Below are 23,695 nucleotides of genomic sequence, written 5' to 3'. Positions count from 1 at the left end.
CGCGATTACGGACGGCTGCCGGTCGGGAACGGCCATGCCGCTGCCGGGTTGAGCGCGGTCTTCACGCCCGATGCCGGCGCGACCGATGCGGTCGACGCGGTGGTTGCCGGTGCAGCCTTCTTCACGACGGCCTTCTTCGGAGCAGCAGCCTTCTTCGCCGGGGCAGCGGCCTTCGGTGCGGCAGCAGCCTTCGGTGCGGCGGCAGCCTTCTTGGCAGGCGCAGCCTTCTTCGCAGGGGCAGCCTTCTTCGCAGCAGCCTTCTTAGCAGGCGCAGCCTTCTTGGCGGCAGCCTTCTTCGCCGGCGCGGCCTTCTTCGCAGCAGCCTTCTTAGCCGGTGCTGCCTTCTTCGCAGCAACCTTCTTCACTGCGACCTTCTTCGCTGCAACCTTCTTCGCTGCGGCCTTCTTCGCCGGTGCTGCCTTCTTCGCGGCAACCTTCTTCACCGCGACTTTCTTCGCAGCGACCTTCTTGGCTGCAACCTTCTTCGTTGCGACCTTCTTTGCCGCGACCTTCTTCGCAGCGGCCTTCTTCGCCGGTGCTGCCTTCTTCGCGGCAACCTTCTTCACCGCGACCTTCTTCGCAGCAACCTTCTTCACTGCAGCGGCCTTCTTCGCCGGAGCAGCAGCCTTCTTCGCAACGGTCTTCTTGGCAGCGACCTTCTTAGCAGCCGGTTTCTTCTTGGCAGTAGCCATGTTGTTCTCCTTCAGGTTCAGATGAGAGTCAGTTCAAACTACACCCTTCGTCAAAACCCGCTTCCCGCGGACGCTGTTCAGGACGTGCGCTTCGAAGCGGGCTATTCATCGGCGTACGCGGATACCACGCGCTTACGCTAATGAATACGGTATGGCGCGCGTGACCCCATGGCCTCGCGCGCCAAATCAAGTCGGTAGCCGGCGCACCTCGCGCCGCTACCCCTAATCGCTTGATCAAGCGGACCGCCACACGGCTGCCCGCTTTTTCCGGAGGGAAGTTTGCCCATCCCACTGAAGGGTTCGCAAAGTGCCGATCATGTCGTTGGGCCGTTAAGGCACCGGGCATGCTTTGCATCAGGCGTTCTTGCTCCTAAACCTTGGGCCGGGGCCGAGAGGCCGCCGGCTGCTCCATCATGTGACGGGTTCGCTGCTGCGGGTTATTCCCAGGACAGCGCACCGCCCGTCTGATACTCGATCACACGCGTCTCGAAGAAGTTGCGTTCCTTCTTCAGGTCGATCATCTCGCTCATCCACGGGAACGGGTTTTCCTCGTTCGGGAACAGCGGATCGAGGCCGATCTGCTGGCAACGACGGTTGCTGATGAAGCGCAGATAGCTCTTGAACATCGACGCGTTCAGACCCAGCACGCCGCGCGGCATCGTGTCCTCGGCGTAGCGGTATTCGAGTTCGACAGCCTGCTTGAACAGCTCGCGGATCTCGGCGCGGAATTCCGCGGTCCAGAGATGCGGGTTCTCGAGCTTGATCTGGTTGATCAGGTCGATGCCGAAATTGCAGTGCATCGACTCGTCACGCAGGATGTACTGATATTGCTCTGCAGCACCCGTCATCTTGTTCTGGCGGCCGAGTGCGAGGATCTGCGTGAAGCCGACATAGAAGAACAGGCCTTCCATGATGCAGGCGAACACGATCAGCGACTTCAGCAGCTTCTGATCCGCTTCGAGCGTGCCGGTCTTGAAGGCCGGGTCCGTCAGCGTGTGGATGAACGGGATCAGGAATTCGTCCTTCGCGCGGATCGACGTGACCTCGTGGTACGCGTTGAAGATCTCGCCTTCGTCGAGACCGAGCGATTCGACAATGTATTGATACGCGTGCGTGTGGATCGCTTCCTCGAACGCCTGGCGCAGCAGAAACTGCCGGCATTCGGGCGCCGTGATGTGGCGGTACGTGCCGAGCACGATGTTGTTTGCGGCGAGCGAATCGGCCGTCACGAAGAAACCGAGGTTGCGCTTGACGATGCGGCGCTCGTCCTCGGTCAGACCGTTCGGGTCCTTCCACAGAGCGATGTCGCGGGACATGTTGATTTCCTGCGGCATCCAGTGGTTCGCGCAACCCGCCAGATACTTTTCCCACGCCCACTTGTACTTGAACGGCACCAGCTGATTGACGTCAGTCTGGCCGTTGATGATGCGCTTGTCGGCGACATTGACCCGCGCTTCCGAACCGCCAGCGGGAACAGCCGATGCTTGCGGCGGCACCGCAAGATCGCCTTCGAAAATGTCGCGGACCTGATGGGCGGCAGGCGTTGCAGCCTGCAGTCCGACAGCCATCCCTGCGGAGGTGCGCATCGCGTTCTGCTGCGCTCCGCTCGCGGGGGTTACGGCAGTCTTCTCGTCATCCCAGTTGAGCATAAATTCTCACCATCAATTTAGAACGGTTTGTACCATCTTTTCCTGAGCGATAAAAGGGTTCGCTCACGAAAAATCCTTTTTTCGATTCGCGTTGCGACCTCGATACAACACTTTGAGCAACGCATCGTCGTTCATGCAGAGCGCGACGCGTGTCACGCATGTATCGCGAGGTGCGCTCGACGCATCGAACGCTGATCGAAACGCGACGTCGTCGGGGATGTTTCGATCGCTTGTCACTGCCTGCAACGCAAGTGTCGCGTTACAGATTCCTTATCATTTTTTTAGTTGAGAGCGGCGCACACTTCAACCTCGATCGGTTGCCGTGCGCGCCGCCCGAACCTTCTTCAGGTCATGCGCGCCAGTGTTACTGGCAGGCTTCGCACTCGTCGAAGCCCGGATCGCCCGGACGCATCGTGCACACCGGACCATCTGCTTCGACAGGCGCCAGCGCCGGTGCCGCATTGACCGCGCCCGACGATGCATCGCCGCCCGCCGCACCGAAGCCGCCTGCCGCGCCTTGCGCGCCGCCGCTGCTCGAGCCGCCGCTCGTCGGCACTGCGTTCAGCGCGCCGTGTGCGACCGTCGACTTCTCGACGTGCGTCGCCGCCATCGTGCGGAGGTAGTAGGTCGTCTTCAGGCCGCGCAGCCATGCGAGCTTGTAGACCTCGTCGAGCTTCTTGCCCGACGCGCCGCCCATGTAGATGTTCAGCGACTGCGCCTGGTCGATCCACTTCTGGCGACGCGACGCCGCCTCGACCAGCCACGTCGGGTCGACTTCGAACGCGGTCGCGTAGATCGCGCGCAGGTCGGCCGGGATGCGGTCGATGCGCGACAGCATGCCGTCGAAGTACTTCAGGTCGGCGACCATCACTTCGTCCCACAGGCCGCGTTCCTTCAGGTCGCGAACGAGGTACTCGTTTACCACCGTGAATTCGCCCGACAGGTTCGACTTCACGTACAGGTTCTGGAAGGTCGGCTCGATACAGGCCGACACGCCGATGATGTTCGAGATCGTCGCCGTCGGCGCGATCGCGACGCAGTTCGAGTTGCGCATGCCGTGGGCGGCGATCCGCGAACGCAGCGTCGTCCAGTCGAGCGACTCGGACGTGTCGACCTCGACGTAGCCGCCGCGCGCTTCGGCCAGCAGCTTCAGCGTGTCCTGCGGGAGGATGCCGCGATCCCACAGCGAGCCGCGGTAGCTCGAGTAGCGGCCGCGTTCCTCGGCCAGTTCGGTTGACGCGTGGTACGCGTAGTAGCAGACGGCTTCCATCGAACGGTCGGCGAACTCGACCGCCGCTTCCGACGCGTACGGCGTGCGCAGCAGGTGCAGGCAGTCCTGGAAGCCCATGATGCCCATGCCGACCGGGCGGTGCTTCAGGTTCGAGTTACGCGCCTTCGGCACCGCGTAGTAGTTGATGTCGATCACGTTGTCGAGCATACGCATCGCGACGCTGATCGTGCGCTTCAGCTTGTCGTGGTCGAGCGCGTAGCTGCCGTCTGCCTGCTTCACCAGGTGAGCGACCAGGTTCACCGAGCCGAGGTTGCACACCGCGATTTCGGTGTCGCTCGTGTTCAGCGTGATTTCCGTGCACAGGTTCGACGAGTGGACGACGCCGACGTGCTGCTGCGGCGAGCGCACGTTGCACGGATCCTTGAACGTGATCCACGGGTGGCCCGTCTCGAACAGCATGCCGAGCATCTTGCGCCAGAGCTGCGCCGCCGGGATCTTCTTGAACAGCTTGATCTCGCCGCGCGCGACCTTCTCTTCGTAAGCCGTGTAAGCCTTCTCGAAATCGGCGCCGAACTTGTCGTGCAGGTCCGGGCAGGTCGACGGCGAGAACAACGTCCAGTCGGCGCCTTCCATCACGCGCTTCATGAACAGGTCGGGAATCCAGTTCGCCGTGTTCATGTCATGCGTACGGCGGCGATCGTCGCCCGTGTTCTTGCGCAGCTCGAGGAACTCCTCGATGTCGAGGTGCCAGGATTCGAGGTACGCGCAGACCGCGCCCTTGCGCTTGCCGCCCTGGTTGACCGCGACGGCCGTGTCGTTCACGACCTTCAGGAACGGGACCACGCCTTGCGACTTGCCGTTCGTACCCTTGATATGCGAGCCGAGTGCGCGCACGCGCGTCCAGTCGTTGCCGAGACCGCCGGCGAACTTCGACAGCAGCGCGTTTTCCTTCAGCGCTTCATAGATGCCGTCGAGGTCGTCCGCGACCGTCGTCAGGTAGCACGACGACAGCTGCGAGCGGTGCGTGCCCGAGTTGAACAGCGTCGGCGTCGAGCTCATGAAGTCGAAGCTCGACAGCACGTTGTAGAACTCGATCGCGCGCGTTTCGCGGTCGATCTCGTTCAGCGACAGGCCCATCGCGACGCGCATGAAGAATGCCTGCGGCATTTCGATGCGGGAGCCGTCGACGTGCAGGAAATAGCGGTCGTACAGCGTCTGCAGGCCGAGGTAGCCGAATTGCAGATCGCGGTTCGCGTCGAGCGCCTCGCCGAGGCGCTTCAGGTCGAACTGCAGCAGCTTGTCGTCGAGCAGGCCGGCGTCGACGCCGCGCTTCAGGAACTGCGGGAAGTACTCGGCGTAGCGGGTCGACATCTCGGCCTGGAGCACTTCCTCGCCGAGGATCTCGCGACGGATCGTGTGCAGCAGGATGCGGGCCGTGACCTGGCTGTATGCCGGATCCTTTTCGATCATCGTGCGCGCAGCAAGGATCGCCGAGTCGTAGACCTGGCTCATCGGCACGCCGTCGTAGAGGTTCTTCACCGTTTCCGCGACGATCGGGTCAGGGTTAACCGCAGCGCCGAGGCCGTCGCACGACGACACGATCAGCGCACGCAGCGCGTTCAGGTCGAGCGGACGCGTGACGCCGTTGTCGACGACGTTGATGCCGGTGCTCGACTCGCCGCCCGCGGCTGCTGCTTCCTCGCCCGCATGCTGACGCTCCAGGTGACGCTTTTCGCGATACAGCACGTACGCACGCGCGACGTTGTGCTCGCCGCCGCGCATCAGCGCGAGTTCGACCTGATCCTGGATGTCTTCGATATGGAACGTACCGCCGTTCGGACGGCTGCGCACGAGCGCGCGCACGACGTTGTGCGTCAGTTGCTCGACGAGTTCGCGTACGCGCGCCGATGCCGCGCCCTGCCCGCCGTTGACGGCCAGGAAAGCCTTGGTCACCGCAATCGCGATCTTCGAAGGCTCGAACGACACCACGCTGCCGTTGCGGCGGATCACCTTGTAGTCGGCGAACGTGGCCTGCGGCGCGAGCGCCTGCGCGCCCTGTTCGGTCCCGCCGAGCGGACGGCTCGAGGCGCTCTCGTACTGGGACGTCGCGTTGTCGGTGGTTTGCATGTGCAAAGCTCCTGGTGTTGGATGGTGCGGAGAGAACCGCGGATTAAAACGAACGCTGCGCAATGGAGTGCGCGAGCGGTAAGAGGCGAGCGATGCGTCGGGGAAGCCGGTTCGGTCGATGCGCGACAACCGTTCCGGTCGTGTGCTTCGTCATGTGTACCCTGCCCCGTCGAAGTTCGCTGCGCTTGATCGCGACGCCCGGACCGCCCGGCCTGGCGCGCCGCCCTGAGAACCCTGTCCGCCGGCGTTGCCCGCCGGCCGGTGCCGCTCGGGTTTCCCCTGCGACACACACTATATCTAGTACAGAACCGCTCAACTGGCACCAAGTATAGTGGACATTCGGACGAGGTCAAAACGGATAATTTGCGATGGAGGTCTTGACATCGCTCGCGCGCAGACACGACAAGGCATTGGTCGGAGAAAAAACTTTCCCCGGTCAAAAAAACCTGCGCTCAGTGCTGACGGAAAGGAAAGTATTCGGCGGAAAAGCCGGCATCGCCCGCGAAGCGTTGCCAATCGAAGTGCGGACCCGGGTCGGTCTTGCGGCCCGGCGCGACGTCGGAATGCCCGGCCACTGCATCGATCGGGTAGCGCGCGGCGAGCGTGCGCGCGAGCACGCCGAGCGTCGCGTACTGCGCCGCGTCGAACGGCACGTCGTCCGCGCCTTCGAGCTCGATGCCGATCGAGAAGTCGTTGCAGCGCGGCCGGCCGAAGAACTCGGACGCGCCCGCATGCCAGGCGCGCTCGTCGCACGACACGAACTGCACGAGCTCACCGTCGCGACGAATCAGGAAGTGCGCGGACACGCGCACGCCGCGCAGATGGCTCTGGTAATAGGGGTGCGCATCGCAATCGAGGCGATTCAGGAACAGCGCCTCGATCGCGTCGCCGCCGAACTCGCCGGGCGGCAGGCTGATGTTGTGGACGACGACGAGCGTCGGCACCGCGCCTGCGGGCCGCGCCTCGAAATTCGGCGACGGCGCGTGGCGCGCTTCGCGCACCCAGCCGTGCGCGTCGACCGACAGCAGCGCTGCGTCGCTCATCGGGCGTCGTGGCCGCTCGCGTGCGCGCCGTGGCGCTGCGCGTGCTCGGTGCTGCAGAAATATTCGCCACCCGCGGCGACGGCGTCGCCCTTCGGCGTATGCACGCCGCATTCGGCGCAGCGCACCATCGGTTCGGGCAGCGAGCGCGCATCGCCGTTCGGGCGTGCCGTCCCGGCGCCGCCGGAACCGGGTGCGCCATCAAAGCCGCCGCCGCGGCCGGTGCGCGCCTGTGCGTGCTCCTGGGCCTGGCGCAGCTTGCGCGTAAGCCACGAACCCGCGAAGAAGAGAAGAATCAGGAGAAGAATCTGTCGCATCGGAGACCTGCGTTCAAACCACGGAGCGGTGCAGCAGCACCTCGAAAACGAACCGGCTGCCGACATACGCGAGCAGCAGCGCGGCAAACGACACGAGCACCCAGCGCGCGGCGCCGCGCCCACGCCAGCCCGACGTCTTGTGGGCGACCAGCAGGCCGCCGAACATCAGCCACGACAGCACCGCGAACACGGTCTTGTGATCGAGCCGCAGCGCGCGCGCATCGATCTGCTCGCTGAACAGGATCCCCGACGCGAGCGTCAGCGTGAGCAGCACGAAGCCTGCGCCGATCAGGCGGAACAGCAGTTTCTCGAGCGTGAGCAGCGGCGGCAGTGTCTCGAGCCAGCTCGCGATCCAGCCGGTCGAGCCGTCGCGCCCGCCGCTCCTCAGCGACTGCAGGCGCCGCTCGACCATCAGCATCAGGACCGCGTGCAGCGCGGCGATCGCGAAAAGGCCGTACGCGATGTTCGCGATCAGGAAGTGCATCTTGAACAGCGGCGCTGCGGCATAAGGCAGCACCCGCACGCCGCCAAACACGAGCGGCAGCAGCGACGCGCCGCACGCGAGCGGCAGCACCAGCAAGCGCAGGCTGTCGAGCGGGAAGAAGAAGCTCTCGATCCAGTAGATGCCGGCGCCGAGCCAGAACATCGCGGACAACGCGAACGCGAAGCCGAAGATCATCGCGTCGTTCGGAAAAATGGTCATGTGCAGCAGCACGCCGTGCGCGACGAGCGCCGCGAACAGCAGCGCGCGGCCGGCCCCGCTCATCCCCGACGCGGCGGACGCCGGAACCGGCACGGCCGGCACGCTCGCGACGAGCGAGGTCGCGCCCTGGCGGTGGGTGCGCCAGCCTGCGACGGCGAGGCCGCCGTACAGGAATGCGGTGAGGGCATACAGTACAATATCCATGTTCGAAGTTTACACTAGGCCCCCTTCCCGCGACGGCTCCCTTTGTTCGGTTCCGTTGCGCCTTCGGGCCCCACTGTCCATCGCTCCCCATGCTCGACAATCTCACTCAACGGATGGCGCGCGTCGTCAAGACGCTGCGCGGCGAGGCCCGGCTCACCGAGGCGAACACCCAGGAGATGCTCCGCGAGGTGCGTCTCGCGCTGCTGGAAGCCGACGTCGCGCTGCCCGTCGTCCGCGAATTCATTGCCAAGGTCAAGGAAAAGGCGCTCGGCGAGGAAGTGATCAGCAGCCTGTCGCCGGGTCAGGCGCTCGTCGGCGTGGTCCAGAAGGAACTGACCGCCGTGATCGGCGGCGACTACGAAGGCAAGGCCGCCGAGCTGAACCTCGCGGTCACGCCACCCGCAGTGATCCTGATGGCCGGCCTGCAGGGCGCCGGCAAGACGACGACCGCCGGCAAGCTCGCGAAGCTGCTGCGCGAGAAGTACAAGAAGAAAGTGCTGACGGTGTCGTGCGACGTGTATCGCCCGGCCGCCATCATGCAGCTGAAAACGGTGAGCGAACAGGTCGGCGCCGACTTCTTCCCGTCGACCCCGGACCAGAAGCCCGTCGACATCGCACTCGCGGCCGTCGACTGGGCGAAGCGCCACTACCATGACGTGCTGATCGTCGACACGGCCGGCCGCCTCGGTATCGACGAGGCGATGATGCAGGAAATCGCCGCGCTGCACGGCACGCTGAAGCCGGCCGAAACGCTGTTCGTCGTCGACGCGATGCTCGGCCAGGACGCGGTCAACACCGCGAAGGCGTTCAACGACACGCTGCCGCTCACCGGCGTCGTGCTGACCAAGCTCGACGGCGATTCGCGCGGCGGTGCCGCGCTGTCGGTGCGCCACATCACGGGCAAGCCGATCAAGTTCGTCGGCGTCGCCGAGAAGCTCGACGGCCTCGAGGTGTTCTACCCGGACCGGATGGCGAACCGGATCCTCGGCATGGGCGACATCCTCGCGCTCGTCGAGGAGGCGCAGCGCGGCGTCGACGTGCAGGCCGCGCAGAAGCTCGCCGACAAGGTCAAGAAAGGCGGCGACTTCGACCTGAACGATTTCCGCGCGCAGATCTCGCAGATGAAGAACATGGGCGGGCTGTCCTCGCTGATGGACAAGCTGCCCGCGCAATTCCAGCAGGCGGCGGCCGGCGCCGACATGGGCCAGGCCGAGAAGTCGATCCGCCGGATGGAAGGGATCATCAGCTCGATGACGCCGGCCGAGCGCGCAAAACCCGAAATCATCAAGGCGACGCGCAAGCGCCGCATTGCAGCCGGCGCGGGCGTGCCGGTGCAGGAAGTCAACCGGATGCTGAATCAGTACGACCAGATGCGTACGATGATGAAGAAGCTGAAGGGCGGCAACATGCAGAAGATGATGCGCGGCCTGAAGGGCATGATGCCCGGCATGCGCTGATTCCGCCCGCCGGTCGGCGCGCGGGTTTTTGCCGTAGCGCGCGCCGGCCGTTCTGCTTCATCCTTATTTGTATACCGACTGCCCGCCAGAACACATGAACCGCGAAGAAGCCCTCCACATTTTCGACCACTCCGAAGAGATCGTCTCGGCCGATGCCGTCAACGCATCGATCGCCCGGATGGCCGACGCGATCCGCGCCGACATCGGCGACGCGTTTCCCCTCGTGCTCTCGGTGATGGGTGGCGCCGCGGTGTTTACCGGGATGCTGCTGCCGCATCTCGATTTCCCGCTGGAGTTCGACTACATCCACCTGACCCGCTACCGCAACACCACGCAGGGCAGCCCGGAGATGCACTGGCGCGTCGCGCCGCGCGAATCGGTGAAGGACCGGATCGTGCTCGTGCTCGACGACATCCTCGACGAAGGCGAGACGATGGCCGCGATCCGCGACCGCATCCTCGACATGGGTGCAAAACGCTTCATGTCCGCCGTGCTGTGCGAGAAGACGCTCTCGAAGGCGAAACCGCTGCATCCCGACTTCTGCGGCTTCTCGGTGCCGGACCGCTACGTGTTCGGCTGCGGGATGGACGCAAAGGGCTACTGGCGCAATCTGCCGACGATCCGCGCACTGACCGCGAACGTCTGACCGCCCTGCCCGCCACAAAGAAAAGCGGCGCCCCGGTTTCCCGGGGCGCCGCTTTTTTTTCGTCGGCACGCGCCGCGCCGCCCGCGCTACAACTGGTGCACGAACGCCCGGATGCCGGCCAGCAGCATCTCGACCGAGATCGCGACGAGCACCAAACCCATCAGCCGCTCGAACGCCGCGACGGTCCGCTCGCCGAGCCACTGCTGGATCCGTTCGGCCAGCACCAGCGTGATCGCGCAGACGATCATCGTGACCGTCAGCGCGCCAACCCACTCGAACATCTTGCCCGGCGCCTGCGACGTCAGCAGCATCACCGTCGCGAGCGCGGACGGCCCGGCAAGCGCCGGAATCGCGAGCGGCACGATGAACGGCTCGCCCCCGGCGCGCGGATCGCTGCCGAGCGCGCCGTCCGGATGCGGGAAGATCATCCGCAGCGCGATCAGGAACAGCACGATCCCGCCGCCGAGCCGCAGCGACAGGTCGGTCAAGCTCATCATCCGCAGGAAGCGGTCGCCGACCACCATGAAGAACAGCAGGATCACGAACGCGATCCCCACTTCACGCAGGATCAGCTTCACGCGCCGCTCGCGCGGCACGTCCCGCATCGCCGTGATGAACAGCGGGATGTTGCCGAGCGGATCCGTGATCAGCACGAGGAGCACGGTGGCCGACAGGAAGGTGTATTCCACCGTGTTCCCCTGTTGTAGCGCTTAGCGCGCGAGCGCGGCGCGGATCTTCTCCGTCACCGTCGCCGCGGCGGCGTCGGCCGGCAGCAGCGTCGCTTCGGCGTCGCGGCGGCCCTGGTACTCGATCTTGCCTTCCTTCAAGCCGCGCTCGCCGATCACCAGGCGATGCGGCACGCCGATCAGTTCCCAGTCGGCGAACATCACACCCGGGCGCTCGCCGCGATCGTCGAGGATCACGTCGATGCCGGCGGCGGTCAGTTCCGCGTACAGCTTGTCGGCCGCCTCGCGAACCATGTCGCTGCGATCGTAGCCCATCGGGCACAGCACGACCTCGAAGGGGGCGATCGACTCGGGCCAGATGATGCCGCGGTCGTCGAAGTTCTGTTCGATCGCCGCGCCGAGAATACGCGTGACGCCGACGCCGTAGCAGCCCATCAGCATCGGCTGCGGCTTGCCCGATTCGTCGAGGAACGTCGCGCCCATCGCTTCCGAGTACTTGGTGCCGAGCTGGAACACGTGGCCGACTTCAATGCCGCGGCAGATGTCGATCACGCCCTTGCCGTCCGGCGACGGATCGCCCTTCTGCACGTTGCGCACGTCGGCGACGTCCGGCTCGGGCAGGTCGCGGCCCCAGTTCACGCCAGCGATGTGATAGTCCACCTCGTTTGCGCCGACGACGAAGTCGCTCATGTTCGCGACCGTGCGGTCCGCGATCACCTTCACGGGCTTCTTCGTGCCGACCGGGCCGAGATAGCCCGGCGGCGTGCCGAACCACTCGACGATTTCCTGCTCGGTCGCGAAGCGGTGGTTCTTCAGCCCCGGCAGCTTCGACACCTTGATCTCGTTCAGGTCGTGATCGCCACGCAGCATCACGAGCCAGATGGTCGGCTCGGCGCCTTCGTTGTCGGTCGCGAGCACGATCGATTTGATCGTGCGCTCGAGCGGGATCGCCAGCAGTTCGGCGACGGCTTCGCACTTCGCCTTGCCCGGCGTCGCGACCTTCTCCATCGCTTCGGCCGGCGCCGCGCGCTCGGCAATCAGCGGCAACGCTTCGGCCGCCTCGATGTTCGCCGCGAAGTCGGACGTCGGGCAGTAGGCGATCGCGTCCTCGCCGGTGTCGGCGATCACGTGGAACTCGTGGGAGAAGTTGCCGCCGATCGAGCCGCTGTCGGCAGCGACCGCGCGGAACTCGAGGCCGAGGCGCGTGAAGATGCGCACGTATGCGTCATACATCTTGCGATACGACTCGTTCAGACCGGCCGCGTCCTTGTCGAACGAATACGCGTCCTTCATGATGAATTCGCGGCCGCGCATCACGCCGAAGCGCGGACGAATCTCATCGCGGAACTTCGTCTGGATCTGGTAGAAGTTCACCGGCATCTGCCGGTAGCTCTTGATCTGGTTGCGCGCGATGTCGGTGATGACTTCCTCGTGCGTCGGCCCGATCACGAAGTCGTTGTCCTTGCGGTCCTTGAAGCGCAGCAGCTCGGGGCCGTACTGTTCCCAGCGCCCCGATTCCTGCCACAGCTCGGCCGGTTGCACGGCCGGCATCAGCAGCTCGATGGCGCCTGCCCGGTTCATTTCCTCGCGCACGATCGCCTCGACCTTGCGAATCGAACGCAGGCCGACCGGCAGGTAGTTGTAGATGCCGCCGGCGACGCGACGGATCATGCCGGCGCGCACCATCAGCTTGTGGCTGACGATCTCTGCGTCGGCCGGTGCTTCTTTGAGGGTGCCGATAAAGAAACGGGAAGCTTTCATGCGGACGGTTCCAAATACGGCGCCCCAAGGCGGGGCGCCCGAAAAAGTTTCAAGGTGAAAAAGCTGCGCGCGGCGAACAACGAGGGACGACGATGGCGCAGATGACGTAGCAGACTAATCAGGGACAATTCAGCCGGTGCACCCCGCGCGGATTCGCTCCGTCACGGTGCGCAGCGCCCGTTATCTGTTTATAATCAAAGCAATTTTAAAGGATTCGAAGGTGGTTGTATGCTGGATCGTGAAGGCTTTCGCCCGAACGTCGGCATCATCCTCTTGAACGCGCGCAACGAGGTGTTTTGGGGCAAGCGGCTCCGCGAGCATTCCTGGCAGTTTCCTCAAGGTGGGATCAAGTACGGCGAGACCCCCATGCAGGCGATGTACCGGGAACTGCACGAAGAGACCGGCCTGCACCCGGAACACGTCAAGATAATCGGCCGCACCCGCGACTGGTTGCGTTACGAGGTGCCTGACAAGTTCATCAAACGCGAAGTACGCGGCCATTACCGCGGCCAGAAGCAGATCTGGTTCCTGCTGCGGATGGTCGGACGCGATTGCGACATTTGCTTGCGCGCGACCGATCACCCGGAGTTCGATGCGTGGCGCTGGAACGAGTACTGGGTGCCGCTCGATGCGGTGATCGAGTTCAAGCGGGATGTCTATCAGTTGGCGCTGACGGAACTGTCGCGCTTCCTGCGCCGCCCGGCGCAGCGAGCCGAAAAGCCGCGTGGGCCGCGTCCGTCGCGCTATCCGCGCGTCATCGGTGCGCAGGTCCAGCAGACGCTGACGATTGTCGACACATCGTTAGTCTGTTCGGAGATCGAAGTGGAGGCGAGCACGCTCGACGAGATGCCGCCCCGCGAGATCGTCGGCAAATGACGAGTCGGACTGCATGACCGGGCGCGACCTTGTGTCGCGCCCTTTTTTTACGAGGAATGCATATTGAAAGCGATTGCTCTCGCGCTCGCATCGATTGTCGCGGCGGCCACGCTGGCCGGTTGCGCAAATTCGAAGACGCCGACCAACAAGGATGACAGCGAGTTCGTGTACCTGCTGGACCGCCAGGGCAACTGGAAGGAAAACCCGGTCGACACGCTGCCGCCGCTTCCGCAAGCGGGCGACCTGCTACCGTTCAACGTGTCGCAGAACACGCCGCTCAAGTTCTCCGTCGATGCGAAGTCGCTCGCGGTCGGCACCGACGGCGTCGTGCGCTATGCGGTCGTCATCACGAGCCCGGCCGGCGCACGCAACGTGAACTACGAAGGCATCCGCTGCGACACCTACGAATGGCGTCAGTATGCCGGCCTGAATTCGGATCACGACGGCTGGGACCGCACGGTCGAGAACGACTGGCGTCGCATCGAGAACGGCGAGTTGAACGCGTACCACTCGGCGCTGTACCAGGACTACTTCTGCTCGAACAAGATGCCACAGGGCACGACCCAGCAGATTCTCGAGAACATCCGGTTCCACCGCACCGCGATGAGCCAGCTGCGCTGACTGCGCGACGCAGGCCACCGGCCCTGCCCCGCCAATCCCAACAAAAAGCCCGCACAACGCGGGCTTTTTTAGTATCTCGGGACGTCTGGCCGAATGGTTACACGAGCACGAGGTTGTCGCGGTGAATCAGCTCCGGTTCCAGCATGTAGCCAAGCACCGTCTCGATCTCGCCGCTCGGCTTGCGGTGAATCAGCTTCGTTTCCGCACTGCTGTAGTTCGTGAGACCGCGCGCCACTTCGCGTCCGTCGGGGCCGACACATGCGATCACCTCGCCGCGCGCGAACGCTCCCTGCACGCCAATCACGCCGATCGGCAGCAGGCTCTTGCCGCCGGCCGTCAGCTTCTCGACCGCACCGGCATCGATCACGACGTGCCCGCGTACCTGCAGATGGTCGGCCATCCATTGCTTGCGCGCGGCCATCCGCGCGGTGCGCGCGATCAGCTGCGTGCCGATCGCCTCGCCCGCCGCCAGCCGCACCAGCACGTCGGCTTCGCGGCCGCTCGCGATCACGGTGTTCGCGCCGCTGTGCGCTGCGCGCTTCGCCGCGAGGATCTTCGTCAGCATTCCGCCGCGGCCGAGGCTCGAGCCGGCCCCGCCCGCCATCGCCTCGAGTTCCGGTGCGCCCGCGCTGGCTTCCGCGACCAGCGTCGCGTTCGGATCCTTACGCGGATCGGCGGTGAACAGCCCCGACTGATCGGTCAGGATGATGAGCGCATCGCCTTCGATCAGGTTCGCGACCAGCGCGCCGAGCGTGTCGTTGTCGCCGAACTTGATTTCGTCGGTGACGACCGTGTCGTTCTCGTTGATGATCGGCACGACGCCGAGCCGCAGCAGCGTGAGCAGCGTCGAGCGCGCATTCAGGTAGCGCTCGCGATCGGCAAGGTCGGCATGCGTCAGCAGGATCTGCGCGGTGCGGATATCGTGCTCGGTGAAGCGGCTTTCATAGACTTGCGCGAGCCCCATCTGGCCAACCGCGGCGGCAGCCTGCAACTCGTCGATCTCGCGCGGACGCTTGCTCCAGCCGAGCCGCTGCATCCCTTCAGCGATCGCGCCCGAACTGACGAGCACCACTTCCTTGCCCTGCGCGCGCAGCGCGGCGATCTGGGCCGCCCAGCGGCCGATCGCAGCATGATCGAGCCCCTTGCCGTCGTTGGTTACGAGGCTCGAGCCCACCTTCACCACCAATCGCTTCGAATCCGCGATGATCGAACGCATCGTGCGCCGTCTCCTGTATCTGATGCCTGCCCGACCGGGCGCGCTTAAATTCCGGCACCGGGCGCGACGCCCGGTGCGTTCCGGCCACGCTCAGGCGTCGTCGCCGGGCGTCGCGCCGCCAGCGGCGGGCGGCGCATCGCGGAATCGCACGTCCGCGGCCAGATCTTCCTCTTCCGCCGCGCGATGCGCGTCCGAATGCTGGGCGAGGTAGTCGTAGATCGCGTAGCACAGCGCTTCGCAGCCCTGGCCCGTGAGCGCCGAAATCTCGAACACCGGGCCGTCCCAGCCGAAACGGTCGAGGAAATCGGCGACGCGCGCCTCGCGCTCGTCTTCCGGCACCATGTCGAGCTTGTTGAGGACGAGCCAGCGCGGCTTCTCATAGAGCGCCTCGTCGTACTTGCGCAGTTCGCCAACGATCGCGGTTGCTTCCGCGACCGGATCGACGCTTTCGTCAAACGGAGCCAAATCGACGAGATGCAACAGCACGCCGGTGCGCTGCAGGTGTCGCAGGAACTGGTGGCCGAGGCCCGCACCTTCAGCTGCGCCCTCGATCAGCCCCGGGATGTCGGCGATCACGAAGCTCTTGCTCGGGCCGACCCGCACGACGCCGAGGTTCGGCGCGAGCGTTGTGAACGGATAGTCGGCGATCTTCGGCTTCGCGTTCGACACCGACGAGATGAAGGTCGACTTGCCAGCGTTCGGCATGCCGAGCAGACCGACGTCGGCGAGCACCTTCAGTTCGAGCCTCAGCATGCGCCGTTCGCCCGGCTTGCCGTCGGTCTTCTGGCGCGGCGCGCGGTTCGTGCTCGACTTGAAATGCAGGTTGCCGAGACCGCCTGCGCCACCCTTCGCGAGCATCACCTGCTGATCGTGTTCGGTCAGGTCGGCGATCAGTTCGCCCGTGTCCATGTCGGTCACGACCGTGCCGACCGGCATGCGCAGCGTGACGTCGTCACCGCCCTTGCCATAGCAATCCGATCCGCGACCGTTTTCGCCGTTGCGCGCCAGGTGCTTCTTCGCGTAGCGATAGTCGATCAGCGTGTTGATGTTACGGTCAGCGATCGCGTAGACGTTCCCGCCCCGGCCGCCGTCGCCGCCGTCCGGCCCGCCGAACGGAACGAATTTCTCGCGGCGCATCGACGCGCTGCCATCGCCTCCGTCGCCGGCGATGACTTCGATTCGTGCTTCGTCAATGAACTTCATTCGTCACTCCGACCAGTATTTCCGCTATTGTGCCGCGCGCCGGCGCGCTTGAACAATCTGCCGTTCGGCCAATTGCCCGCCGTTTCGCGACAGCCGCCGGTGCGCACATGCGCCCGGCGGCCAAATAAAAAAAGGCCCCGCGAAGACTGCGGGGCCTTTCGGCTACGAAGCCCGTGGGTGCCTAAAATTAGGCAGCCGCCGGGACAACGATGACCAGATGCTTCTTGTCCGCGCCCTTGGTCGCGAACTTGACGTGACCGTCGACCAGCGCGAACAGGGTGTGATCCTTGCCCATGCCGACGTTCTCGCCAGCGTGCATGCGCGTACCGCGCTGACGCACGATGATGCCGCCGGCATTGATTGCCTGGCCGCCATACACTTTCACGCCGAGACGTTTCGACTCGGAGTCGCGGCCGTTCCGGGAAGAGCCGCCTGCCTTTTTGTGTGCCATCTGATTGCTCCTTTACCGAGGCGCTTACGCGTTGATCGCGTCGATGCGCAGCTCAGTGTAGTTCTGGCGGTGGCCGCCGTGCTTTTGGTAGTGCTTCCGGCGACGCATCTTGAAGATGGTGACCTTGGCATGACGACCGTGCGACACAACGGTGGCCTTGACGGAAGCCCCACTGACCAGCGGCGTACCGAACTTAATCGATTCGCCTTCGCCCACTGCGAGAACCTGGTCGAGCGTGATTTCAGCGTCAATGTCAGCCGGTATCTGTTCTACTTTGAGTTTTTCGCCAACGGCAACCTTGTACTGCTTGCCGCCGGTTTTTATGACCGCGTACATTGAGAACCTCACTCTGGATCCAATTTTTCCGCACACCACGCGCGGAAAACACGTGATTATACATGGGGTTAGCACCCAAGTCAAAGCCGATCCGCGATTGCCGCGCGCAAGACCTGGCCGGACGGCCAAAATCACCGTGCCGGCACGTCCGACAGACCGGGATATCGTGGATTCGACTTATAATCCGCGGCATCACCCATTTCGATCATCATGTCGTCGTCCACCGCCTCCCCCACCCTCAGCGCCGCCCACCTGCTCGCCCCGATCGCCAGCGACATGGAGCAGGTGAATCGCGTTATCCGGCAGAGCCTCGCGTCCGACGTGCTGCTGATCAACCAGATCGCCGAGTACATCATCGGCGCGGGCGGCAAGCGGCTGCGTCCGGCCCTGCTGTTGCTCGTCGCCGGTGCGCTCGGCGAGACGTCGCACCAGCGGCACGTGCTGGCTGCCGTCGTCGAGTTCATCCACACCGCCACGCTGCTGCATGACGACGTCGTCGACGAATCCGAACTGCGGCGCGGCCGCCAGACGGCCAACGCGCTGTTCGGCAATGCGGCGAGCGTGCTGGTCGGCGACTACCTCTATTCGCGCTCGTTCGAGATGATGGTCGGCGTCGGCAAGATGCGCGTGATGGAAATCCTGTCGGAAGCGACGACGATCATCTCCGAAGGCGAAGTGCTGCAGCTTCTGAACATGCACGACGCGGACGTCGACGAGTCGCGCTACATGCAGGTGATCCGCTACAAGACGGCGAAGCTGTTCGAGGCATCGGCCCGCCTGGGCGCGGTGCTCGCCGGCGCCGATGCGCCGACCGAAGCCGCCGCTGCCGAATACGGCCGGCGGATCGGCACCGCATTCCAGATCATGGACGACTGGCTCGACTACGCTGGCACGGCCGAAGCGATGGGCAAGAATGCCGGCGACGATCTGCGCGAAGGCAAACCGACGCTCCCGCTCATCTACCTGATCGAACGCGGCACGCCAGAACAGTCGGCGCTCGCGCGCGAAGTGATCGAACAAGGCGGCACCGATCGCTTCGATACGATTTTCGATGCAATCACCCGCTCGGGCGCGCTCGACCATACGCTTGAATGTGCGCGCAAGGAAGCACAGGCCGCTGCGGCCGCGATCGCCGCGTTCCCGGATTCGATCTACAAGGAAAGCCTGCTCGCGCTGTGCTCGTACTCGACGTCGCGACAGTCGTAAACGCGCCGCGAAGGGGACGCGATACCTTGTCTCGAAAAATTTCTTCAACAAGGTATTCCCTTTTGGAAAAAACATCGTTATAGTTACGTTCTTGCTTGAGACGACGCAGCGATCTTCACGAAGACGCTAGAGTCGGAAGAGCAAAAAATCGGGGTGTAGCTTAGCCTGGTAGAGCGCTACGTTCGGGACGTAGAGGCCGGAGGTTCGAATCCTCTCACCCCGACCAGATTTGAAAAAACCGTGCACCACGTGCACGGTTTTTTTTTGCCTTCCTTTTGCCCGGTCACGCGAGCCCGATGCCGCGTGCGATACATCCCGGCCGCCGGCCTCTGCTATATTCCCTCCATCCCTGTCCTTCACTGCCCTTCTGACGCGTGGACCAAATTCCCTTATGGGCGCAAATCGGCGCCGTCTTCCTGCTTCTCCTCTGCTCCAGCTTCTTTTCCATTTCCGAGACCGCGATGATGGCGCTCAACCGCCATCGGCTGAAGCATCTCGCCGGCCAGGGCGTGCTCGGCGCGAAAACCACGCAGGGTCTTCTCACACGCACCGACCTGCTGCTCAGCGTGATCCTGATCGGCAATAATCTGTTCAACACGATCATCCCGGTTCTGACGACCTCGCTCGCGCTACACACGTTCGGCCGCAACAACCTCGCGCTGTCGATCGCGACCGGCATCGTCGCGTTCCTGATCATAGTGTTCGCGGAAATCGCGCCGAAGATCGTCGGCGCGACCTTCCCCGAGCGCATCGCGCTGCCCGCCAGTCTCGTGATCGCGCCGCTGATGCGCGTGTTCAAGCCGATCGTGTGGTTCGTCAACGCGCTCGCGAACGGCGTGCTCTGGGTGCTGCGCATCAACACGAAGAAGGGCCGCGACCAGCGGATGTCGGCCGACGAGCTGCGCGCGATCGTGCTCGAATCGAGCAGCTTCATGCCGACCAAGCACCGCAGCATCCTGCTCAACCTGTTCGACCTCGAGAACATCACCGTCGACGACGTGATGGTGCCGCGCCGGCAAATCGAATCGCTCAACTTCCACGCGCCGCTCGACGACATCCTGCATCAGCTCGAGACCTGCTATCACAACCGCCTGGTCGTCTACGAAGGCGACATCGACAAGGTGCTCGGCGTGTTGCACGTCCGGAAGACACTCACGGCACTGCACAACCAGGATTTCGACCGCGAAACGTTAAGCACGCTGCTCGCCGAGCCGTACTACGTGCCGTCGGGCACGCCAGTCGTCCAGCAGCTCCAGTATTTCCAGGAAAGCCGCCAGCGAACCGCGCTTGTCGTCAACGAGTACGGCGAACTCGAGGGGCTCGTCACGCCCGAGGACATCATCGAGGAACTGATCGGCGAATTCACGACGTCGATGCCGCGCGGCGAACGCGCGGGCGGCTGGAACCAGAACGGCGAATGCATCGTCGCCGCCAGCATGCCGCTGCGCGAACTGAACCGCTGGCTGCACCTGCAACTGCCAACCGACGGACCAAAAACGTTGAACGGCCTGATCCTCGAAATCCTCGAGGAAATTCCCGAAGGCGACGTGTGCCTGAAAATCCGTGACGTGATGCTCGAGGTCATGCGCAGCGACGACCAGGCCGTTCGCACCGTCAAGCTCTTCAAGCCGCGCAGCACGCGCGCACGCGCCACGCGCTAGCCGAACGGCCGACTGTCAGCACCGCTCGCGATACGCGACCATTTGCAGGTCACGATCAACAGGCGGCCGAGCGCCGGCTCACATGCACCTCCCACCTCCTGGGGCGCCGCTGCACACGCAGCGGCCGCCTGCCTCCATCGACGCATCGCCCGCTGAAACGCCCCGGTCGCTCGATGCGGCGCAGCTCGACGATTCGCCCGCCGTGCGGCTGCTGACCGACACGCTGCACGCCGCCCGCGTGCGCGACGCGTCCGACGTCCACGTCGAACCGTTCGAAGCAGGCTGGCGCATCCGCCTGCGCATCGACGGCGTCCTGCACGAACACGCGCGGCCGCCTGCTCATCTGCGCGACGCACTCGTCACACGGATCAAGGTGCTCTCCCGCATGGACATCGCCGAGCGCCGGCTTCCGCAGGACGGCCGGCTGCGCATCGCGGTCGACGGCGGCATGCGAGGCGACTACCGGGTCAGCTCGCTGCCCACGCTGTTCGGCGAGAAACTCGTGTTGCGTCGCCTCGAAACATTACCGCCCGACCTCACGCTTGCGCGCCTCGGCTTCGACGCGCGGCAGGCGGCGGCGATGGAGGCCGCGATTCTCGCGCCACACGGCCTCGTGCTCGTCACCGGGCCGACCGGAAGCGGCAAGACGCTGTCGCTCTACTGCGCGCTGCAGATGCTCGACCGCGATGCCCACAACGTGTGCACGGTCGAGGATCCGGCCGAGATTCAGCTCGACGGCATCAACCAGGTCGGCGTGGCGGAAAAAGCCGGGCTCACTTTCGCCACTGCGCTGCGCGCGCTGCTGCGGCAGGACCCGGATGTCATCATGGTCGGCGAGATTCGCGATGCGGAGACGGCCGACGTCGCGATCAAGGCCGCGCAGACCGGGCACCTCGTGCTGTCGACGCTGCACACGAACGACGCGCCGACAGCCGTCGCGCGACTGCTCGACATCGGCGTCGCGCCGTACAACCTGGCGGCCGCATTGCGCCTCGTCACCGCGCAACGCCTCGTTCGGCGCCTGTGCACCATCTGCCGCGTGCGTTCGGACGCGTCGGCACGCGCGCTGCGCGAAGCTGGCTGCGATTCGGCAGCGCTGGAATCCGGATGGCGTCCGTTCGTCGCGCGCGGCTGTGCTGCCTGTCACGGCATCGGTTATCGCGGCCGGATCGGCCTGCATCAGACAATGCCGGTTTCACCGGCAATGGCGGAGCGCATCGTCGCGCGCGCTAGCGTCGGCACGCTCGCACAATGCGCGGCGTCCGAGGGCGTATGCAGTCTGCGCGACGCGGCACTTGCGCACGTCCGCGACGGCACGACGAGCATCGCGGAAGCGCTGGCCGCGACGCCTGACGCGTGACCGCCATGCGTGCACCGCCAAACGAAACCTGCTTCGCGTGGCGCGGCCGTCGTCGCGACGGCACGCCATGCCGCGGGAACGTCATCGCCTTCGATGCCGCCGCCGCACGAGCAGCGCTCGCGCGCGACGGCGTCGCGGTGCTGTCGCTCGACGTCCGCGGCGCGGCCCGACCACCAGCGGCCGGCGCAAGGGAGGTCACGCGCTTCACGCGTCAGCTCGCGAGCCTGCTGCAAGCCGGACTACCACTCGCACCGTCGCTCGAGATGCTCGCCCGCACCCGCACGCGCGACGGGCTGCCGCGCATCGCCGCCGGTCTCGCGCGCGAGATCGTCGGCGGGCAACGCTTCGCCGCCGCGCTCGCACGCTATCCGTCCCAGTTCGGCATGCTGTATCGCCAGTTGATCGAGGTGGGCGAGGCATCGGGTGCGCTCGGTACCGTACTGACCCGCGTCGCGGAGCACCGGGAACGCGCCGACGCGCAATGGCGCAAGCTGCGTGCCGCACTTGCGTACCCGGTCGCCGTCATCGTGTTCGCGCTCGCTATCTCGGCCGCGCTGATGGTGTGGGTCGTGCCGACGTTCCGACAGATCTTCGACGGTTTCGGCGCGGCACTGCCTGCACCGACCCGCGCCCTGCTCGCCCTCTCGTCCGCGACATCGGCCTGGGGTGGCACGTTGGTTGCCGGCGCAGCCGTCGCAGTATTCACCGCGCGCCACGCGCTGCGGCGCTCGCCTTCGCTGCGCTATACGGTGGCACGGCATCTGCTGAATCTGCCGTTCGTCGGCAGCGCGCTCACGCGCTTCGCGACCGCGCGCTGGTGCCGCTCGCTTGCAACGCTGCTCGGTGCCGGCGTCCCGCTCGCCGATGCGTTCGCCACGCTCCAGCGCACCGCCGGCCATCCTGTGTTCGAACAGGCCACCGCACAGATTGCGACGCGCGTGCTGCGCGGCGCGCGTCTGGCCGATGCGATGCACGCGACGGGATGCTTTCCGGACGACGTCGTGCAGCCGATCGCCGTCGCCGAGGAAACCGGCGCGCTCGACACGATGCTCACCGATATCGCCGCGCTATGCGAGCGCCAGCTCGACGCGCGTCTCGATGCGCTCGCCGCGCTCGGCGAGCCGCTGATCGTGATCGTGCTGGGCGCACTCGTCGGCGGCCTCGTGATCGCGATGTATCTGCCCATCCTTCAGCTGGGCAACGTGGTGTAGCATCGCAACCGATTCTGTCGCCTTTCATGCCCGAACCCGAGCCCCATGACGCCCGCGCCCCTGATCACCGTTTTCGACTCGCCCGACAGCATGTTGCTCGCGCTGGCGATGCTGCCGCATGCGGTGCAGTATGCGTTCGCCGTCGTGCTCGGCCTGTGCGTCGGCAGCTTCGTGAACGTCGTCGTGCACCGGGTCCCGGTGATGATGCAGCGCGCCTGGCAGGCCGAGATCGCCGAAGCGACCGGCAGCGCAAGCACGCCGCCGGACGACGGTTATCCGCAGCATTACGATCTGTGGCGCCCGCGCAGCGCCTGTCCACATTGCGGTCACGTGCTGCGTGCGTGGGAGAACATCCCGCTCGTGAGCTACTTGCTGTTGCTCGGGCGCTGCCGTCAGTGCGGCCATGCGATCGGCATGCGCTATCCGCTCGTCGAGCTCGCCGGTGCGCTGCTCGCCGCCGGTTCGCTCGCCGCGTTCGGCCCCACCGTCGCCGCACTCGCCGCGTTCGGACTGTGCGCGGCACTGCTGGCAATGAGCGCGATCGATATCCAGACCGGGTACCTGCCCGATTCGATGACGCTGCCGTTGCTGTGGGCCGGGCTCGCACTGAACCTCGGCGGCACGTTCACGTCGCTGCGTTCGGCCGTGGTCGGCGCGATGGCCGGCTACCTGTTCCTGTGGTCGGTCTACTGGATGTTCAAATGGTTGCGCGGCATCGAGGGCATCGGCTTCGGCGACCTGAAGCTGCTCGCCGCGCTCGGCGCATGGATGGGCTGGGCCGCGCTGCCGCAGGTCGTGCTGTTCGCCGCGGTGACGGGCGCGCTCGTCGGGCTCGTCGCGACCTGGCGCGGACGCATGCGCTTCGAGGAGCCGATTCCGTTCGGCCCGTTTCTCGCGGCAGGCGGCGTCGCGACGCTGTTTTTCGGCACCCCTTTCTACTCGGCACTCGGCGGCTGACATGACGCACCGCCGGCGGCCGCCATGTTCGCTGCGTCGCGGGGAGGCGCTTCGCTGCCTCGCGACGGCCCGGCGGAGGCTCAC

Annotated in this window: 22 protein-coding genes and 1 tRNA gene; 10 read left to right on the top strand and 13 right to left on the bottom strand. The window is 65.2% G+C overall.

What is annotated here, in order from left to right:
• Positions 1-5 precede the first annotated feature (5 nt).
• From DIE11_RS14095 to DIE11_RS14060, 7 genes are all read right to left on the bottom strand, one after another.
• A complete protein-coding gene (locus tag DIE11_RS14095) occupies positions 6-692 on the bottom strand; it encodes a histone H1-like DNA-binding protein (RefSeq protein ID WP_059608192.1) in 687 nt (228 codons plus the stop codon).
• Positions 693-720: 28 nt separating this feature from the next.
• Positions 721-1,047, bottom strand: coding sequence for a hypothetical protein (locus DIE11_RS14090; RefSeq protein ID WP_081334211.1), 327 nt, complete (start codon positions 1,045-1,047; stop codon positions 721-723).
• A gap of 82 nt (positions 1,048-1,129) precedes the next feature.
• A complete protein-coding gene (locus tag DIE11_RS14085) occupies positions 1,130-2,341 on the bottom strand; it encodes a ribonucleotide-diphosphate reductase subunit beta (RefSeq protein ID WP_059535212.1) in 1,212 nt (403 codons plus the stop codon).
• Positions 2,342-2,705: 364 nt separating this feature from the next.
• The gene (locus DIE11_RS14075) at positions 2,706-5,699 is read right to left on the bottom strand and encodes a ribonucleoside-diphosphate reductase subunit alpha (RefSeq protein ID WP_124624742.1); all 2,994 of its coding nucleotides are present in this window, start codon (positions 5,697-5,699) and stop codon (positions 2,706-2,708) included.
• Positions 5,700-6,151: 452 nt separating this feature from the next.
• A complete protein-coding gene (gene ampD, locus DIE11_RS14070) occupies positions 6,152-6,742 on the bottom strand; it encodes a 1,6-anhydro-N-acetylmuramyl-L-alanine amidase AmpD (RefSeq protein WP_059608190.1) in 591 nt (196 codons plus the stop codon).
• On the bottom strand, positions 6,739-7,056 hold the full coding sequence (locus DIE11_RS14065; protein WP_124624740.1) for a PP0621 family protein: 318 nt from the start codon (positions 7,054-7,056) through the stop codon (positions 6,739-6,741). The genes ampD and DIE11_RS14065 overlap by 4 nt, the downstream gene beginning before the upstream one ends.
• 13 nt (positions 7,057-7,069) lie before the next feature.
• Positions 7,070-7,963, bottom strand: a complete 894-nt coding sequence (locus DIE11_RS14060; RefSeq protein ID WP_059608188.1) for an inner membrane protein YpjD — start codon at positions 7,961-7,963, stop codon at positions 7,070-7,072.
• Positions 7,964-8,052: 89 nt separating this feature from the next.
• Between DIE11_RS14060 and ffh the strand changes: the two genes are divergently transcribed.
• Positions 8,053-9,420 (top strand): signal recognition particle protein, encoded by a 1,368-nt coding sequence (gene ffh, locus DIE11_RS14055; RefSeq protein ID WP_059608187.1) that lies wholly within the window; start codon positions 8,053-8,055, stop codon positions 9,418-9,420.
• A 94-nt stretch (positions 9,421-9,514) separates the two neighbouring features.
• Complete coding sequence (locus DIE11_RS14050) at positions 9,515-10,066, top strand: hypoxanthine-guanine phosphoribosyltransferase (protein WP_124624737.1); 552 nt, start codon at positions 9,515-9,517, stop codon at positions 10,064-10,066.
• Between the two features lie 86 nt (positions 10,067-10,152).
• Here DIE11_RS14050 and DIE11_RS14045 read toward each other — a convergent pair whose 3' ends face one another.
• Both DIE11_RS14045 and DIE11_RS14040 read right to left on the bottom strand, forming a co-directional pair.
• Positions 10,153-10,755: a MarC family protein gene (locus DIE11_RS14045; RefSeq protein WP_012363042.1), complete on the bottom strand. Its 603-nt coding sequence runs from the start codon at positions 10,753-10,755 to the stop codon at positions 10,153-10,155.
• A 21-nt stretch (positions 10,756-10,776) separates the two neighbouring features.
• Positions 10,777-12,513, bottom strand: a complete 1,737-nt coding sequence (locus tag DIE11_RS14040; protein ID WP_124624734.1) for a proline--tRNA ligase — start codon at positions 12,511-12,513, stop codon at positions 10,777-10,779.
• 228 nt (positions 12,514-12,741) lie between these two features.
• Between DIE11_RS14040 and DIE11_RS14030 the strand changes: the two genes are divergently transcribed.
• Positions 12,742-13,389, top strand: coding sequence for an RNA pyrophosphohydrolase (locus tag DIE11_RS14030; RefSeq protein WP_059608184.1), 648 nt, complete (start codon positions 12,742-12,744; stop codon positions 13,387-13,389).
• 63 nt (positions 13,390-13,452) lie between these two features.
• Positions 13,453-14,010 carry a CNP1-like family protein gene (locus DIE11_RS14025; RefSeq protein ID WP_059465329.1) on the top strand — a complete coding sequence of 186 codons (558 nt, stop codon included), beginning with the start codon at positions 13,453-13,455 and terminating at the stop codon, positions 14,008-14,010.
• Between the two features lie 97 nt (positions 14,011-14,107).
• Here DIE11_RS14025 and proB read toward each other — a convergent pair whose 3' ends face one another.
• The 4 genes from proB to rplU form a co-directional block, all read right to left on the bottom strand.
• The gene (proB, locus tag DIE11_RS14020; protein ID WP_059465328.1) at positions 14,108-15,226 is read right to left on the bottom strand and encodes a glutamate 5-kinase; all 1,119 of its coding nucleotides are present in this window, start codon (positions 15,224-15,226) and stop codon (positions 14,108-14,110) included.
• A gap of 90 nt (positions 15,227-15,316) precedes the next feature.
• On the bottom strand, positions 15,317-16,429 hold the full coding sequence (gene cgtA / locus DIE11_RS14015; protein WP_059608182.1) for an Obg family GTPase CgtA: 1,113 nt from the start codon (positions 16,427-16,429) through the stop codon (positions 15,317-15,319).
• A 187-nt stretch (positions 16,430-16,616) separates the two neighbouring features.
• Positions 16,617-16,880 (bottom strand): 50S ribosomal protein L27, encoded by a 264-nt coding sequence (rpmA, locus tag DIE11_RS14010; protein ID WP_006476999.1) that lies wholly within the window; start codon positions 16,878-16,880, stop codon positions 16,617-16,619.
• Positions 16,881-16,904: 24 nt separating this feature from the next.
• Complete coding sequence (gene rplU / locus DIE11_RS14005; RefSeq protein ID WP_006025184.1) at positions 16,905-17,216, bottom strand: 50S ribosomal protein L21; 312 nt, start codon at positions 17,214-17,216, stop codon at positions 16,905-16,907.
• Positions 17,217-17,426: 210 nt separating this feature from the next.
• Here rplU and DIE11_RS14000 point away from each other — a divergent pair, with 210 nt between their 5' ends.
• The 6 genes from DIE11_RS14000 (at position 17,427) to DIE11_RS13975 (ending at position 23,611) form a co-directional block, all read left to right on the top strand.
• Positions 17,427-18,422, top strand: a complete 996-nt coding sequence (locus DIE11_RS14000) for a polyprenyl synthetase family protein (RefSeq protein WP_059608181.1) — start codon at positions 17,427-17,429, stop codon at positions 18,420-18,422.
• 149 nt (positions 18,423-18,571) lie between these two features.
• Positions 18,572-18,648, top strand: a tRNA-Pro gene (locus DIE11_RS13995).
• Between the two features lie 148 nt (positions 18,649-18,796).
• Positions 18,797-20,083, top strand: coding sequence for an HlyC/CorC family transporter (locus tag DIE11_RS13990; protein WP_124624732.1), 1,287 nt, complete (start codon positions 18,797-18,799; stop codon positions 20,081-20,083).
• 82 nt (positions 20,084-20,165) lie between these two features.
• Positions 20,166-21,443 (top strand): GspE/PulE family protein, encoded by a 1,278-nt coding sequence (locus DIE11_RS13985; protein WP_124624729.1) that lies wholly within the window; start codon positions 20,166-20,168, stop codon positions 21,441-21,443.
• A gap of 5 nt (positions 21,444-21,448) precedes the next feature.
• Positions 21,449-22,654: a type II secretion system F family protein gene (locus DIE11_RS13980; protein ID WP_124624726.1), complete on the top strand. Its 1,206-nt coding sequence runs from the start codon at positions 21,449-21,451 to the stop codon at positions 22,652-22,654.
• 45 nt (positions 22,655-22,699) lie between these two features.
• The gene (locus tag DIE11_RS13975) at positions 22,700-23,611 is read left to right on the top strand and encodes an A24 family peptidase (protein WP_124624723.1); all 912 of its coding nucleotides are present in this window, start codon (positions 22,700-22,702) and stop codon (positions 23,609-23,611) included.
• The last annotated feature ends 84 nt before the right edge of the window (positions 23,612-23,695 follow it).

The sequence above is a fragment of the Burkholderia sp. Bp9012 genome (assembly GCF_003853825.1).
In the GTDB taxonomy this organism is placed as follows: domain Bacteria; phylum Pseudomonadota; class Gammaproteobacteria; order Burkholderiales; family Burkholderiaceae; genus Burkholderia; species Burkholderia diffusa.
This window is presented reverse-complemented; position numbering and strand designations above follow the sequence as displayed.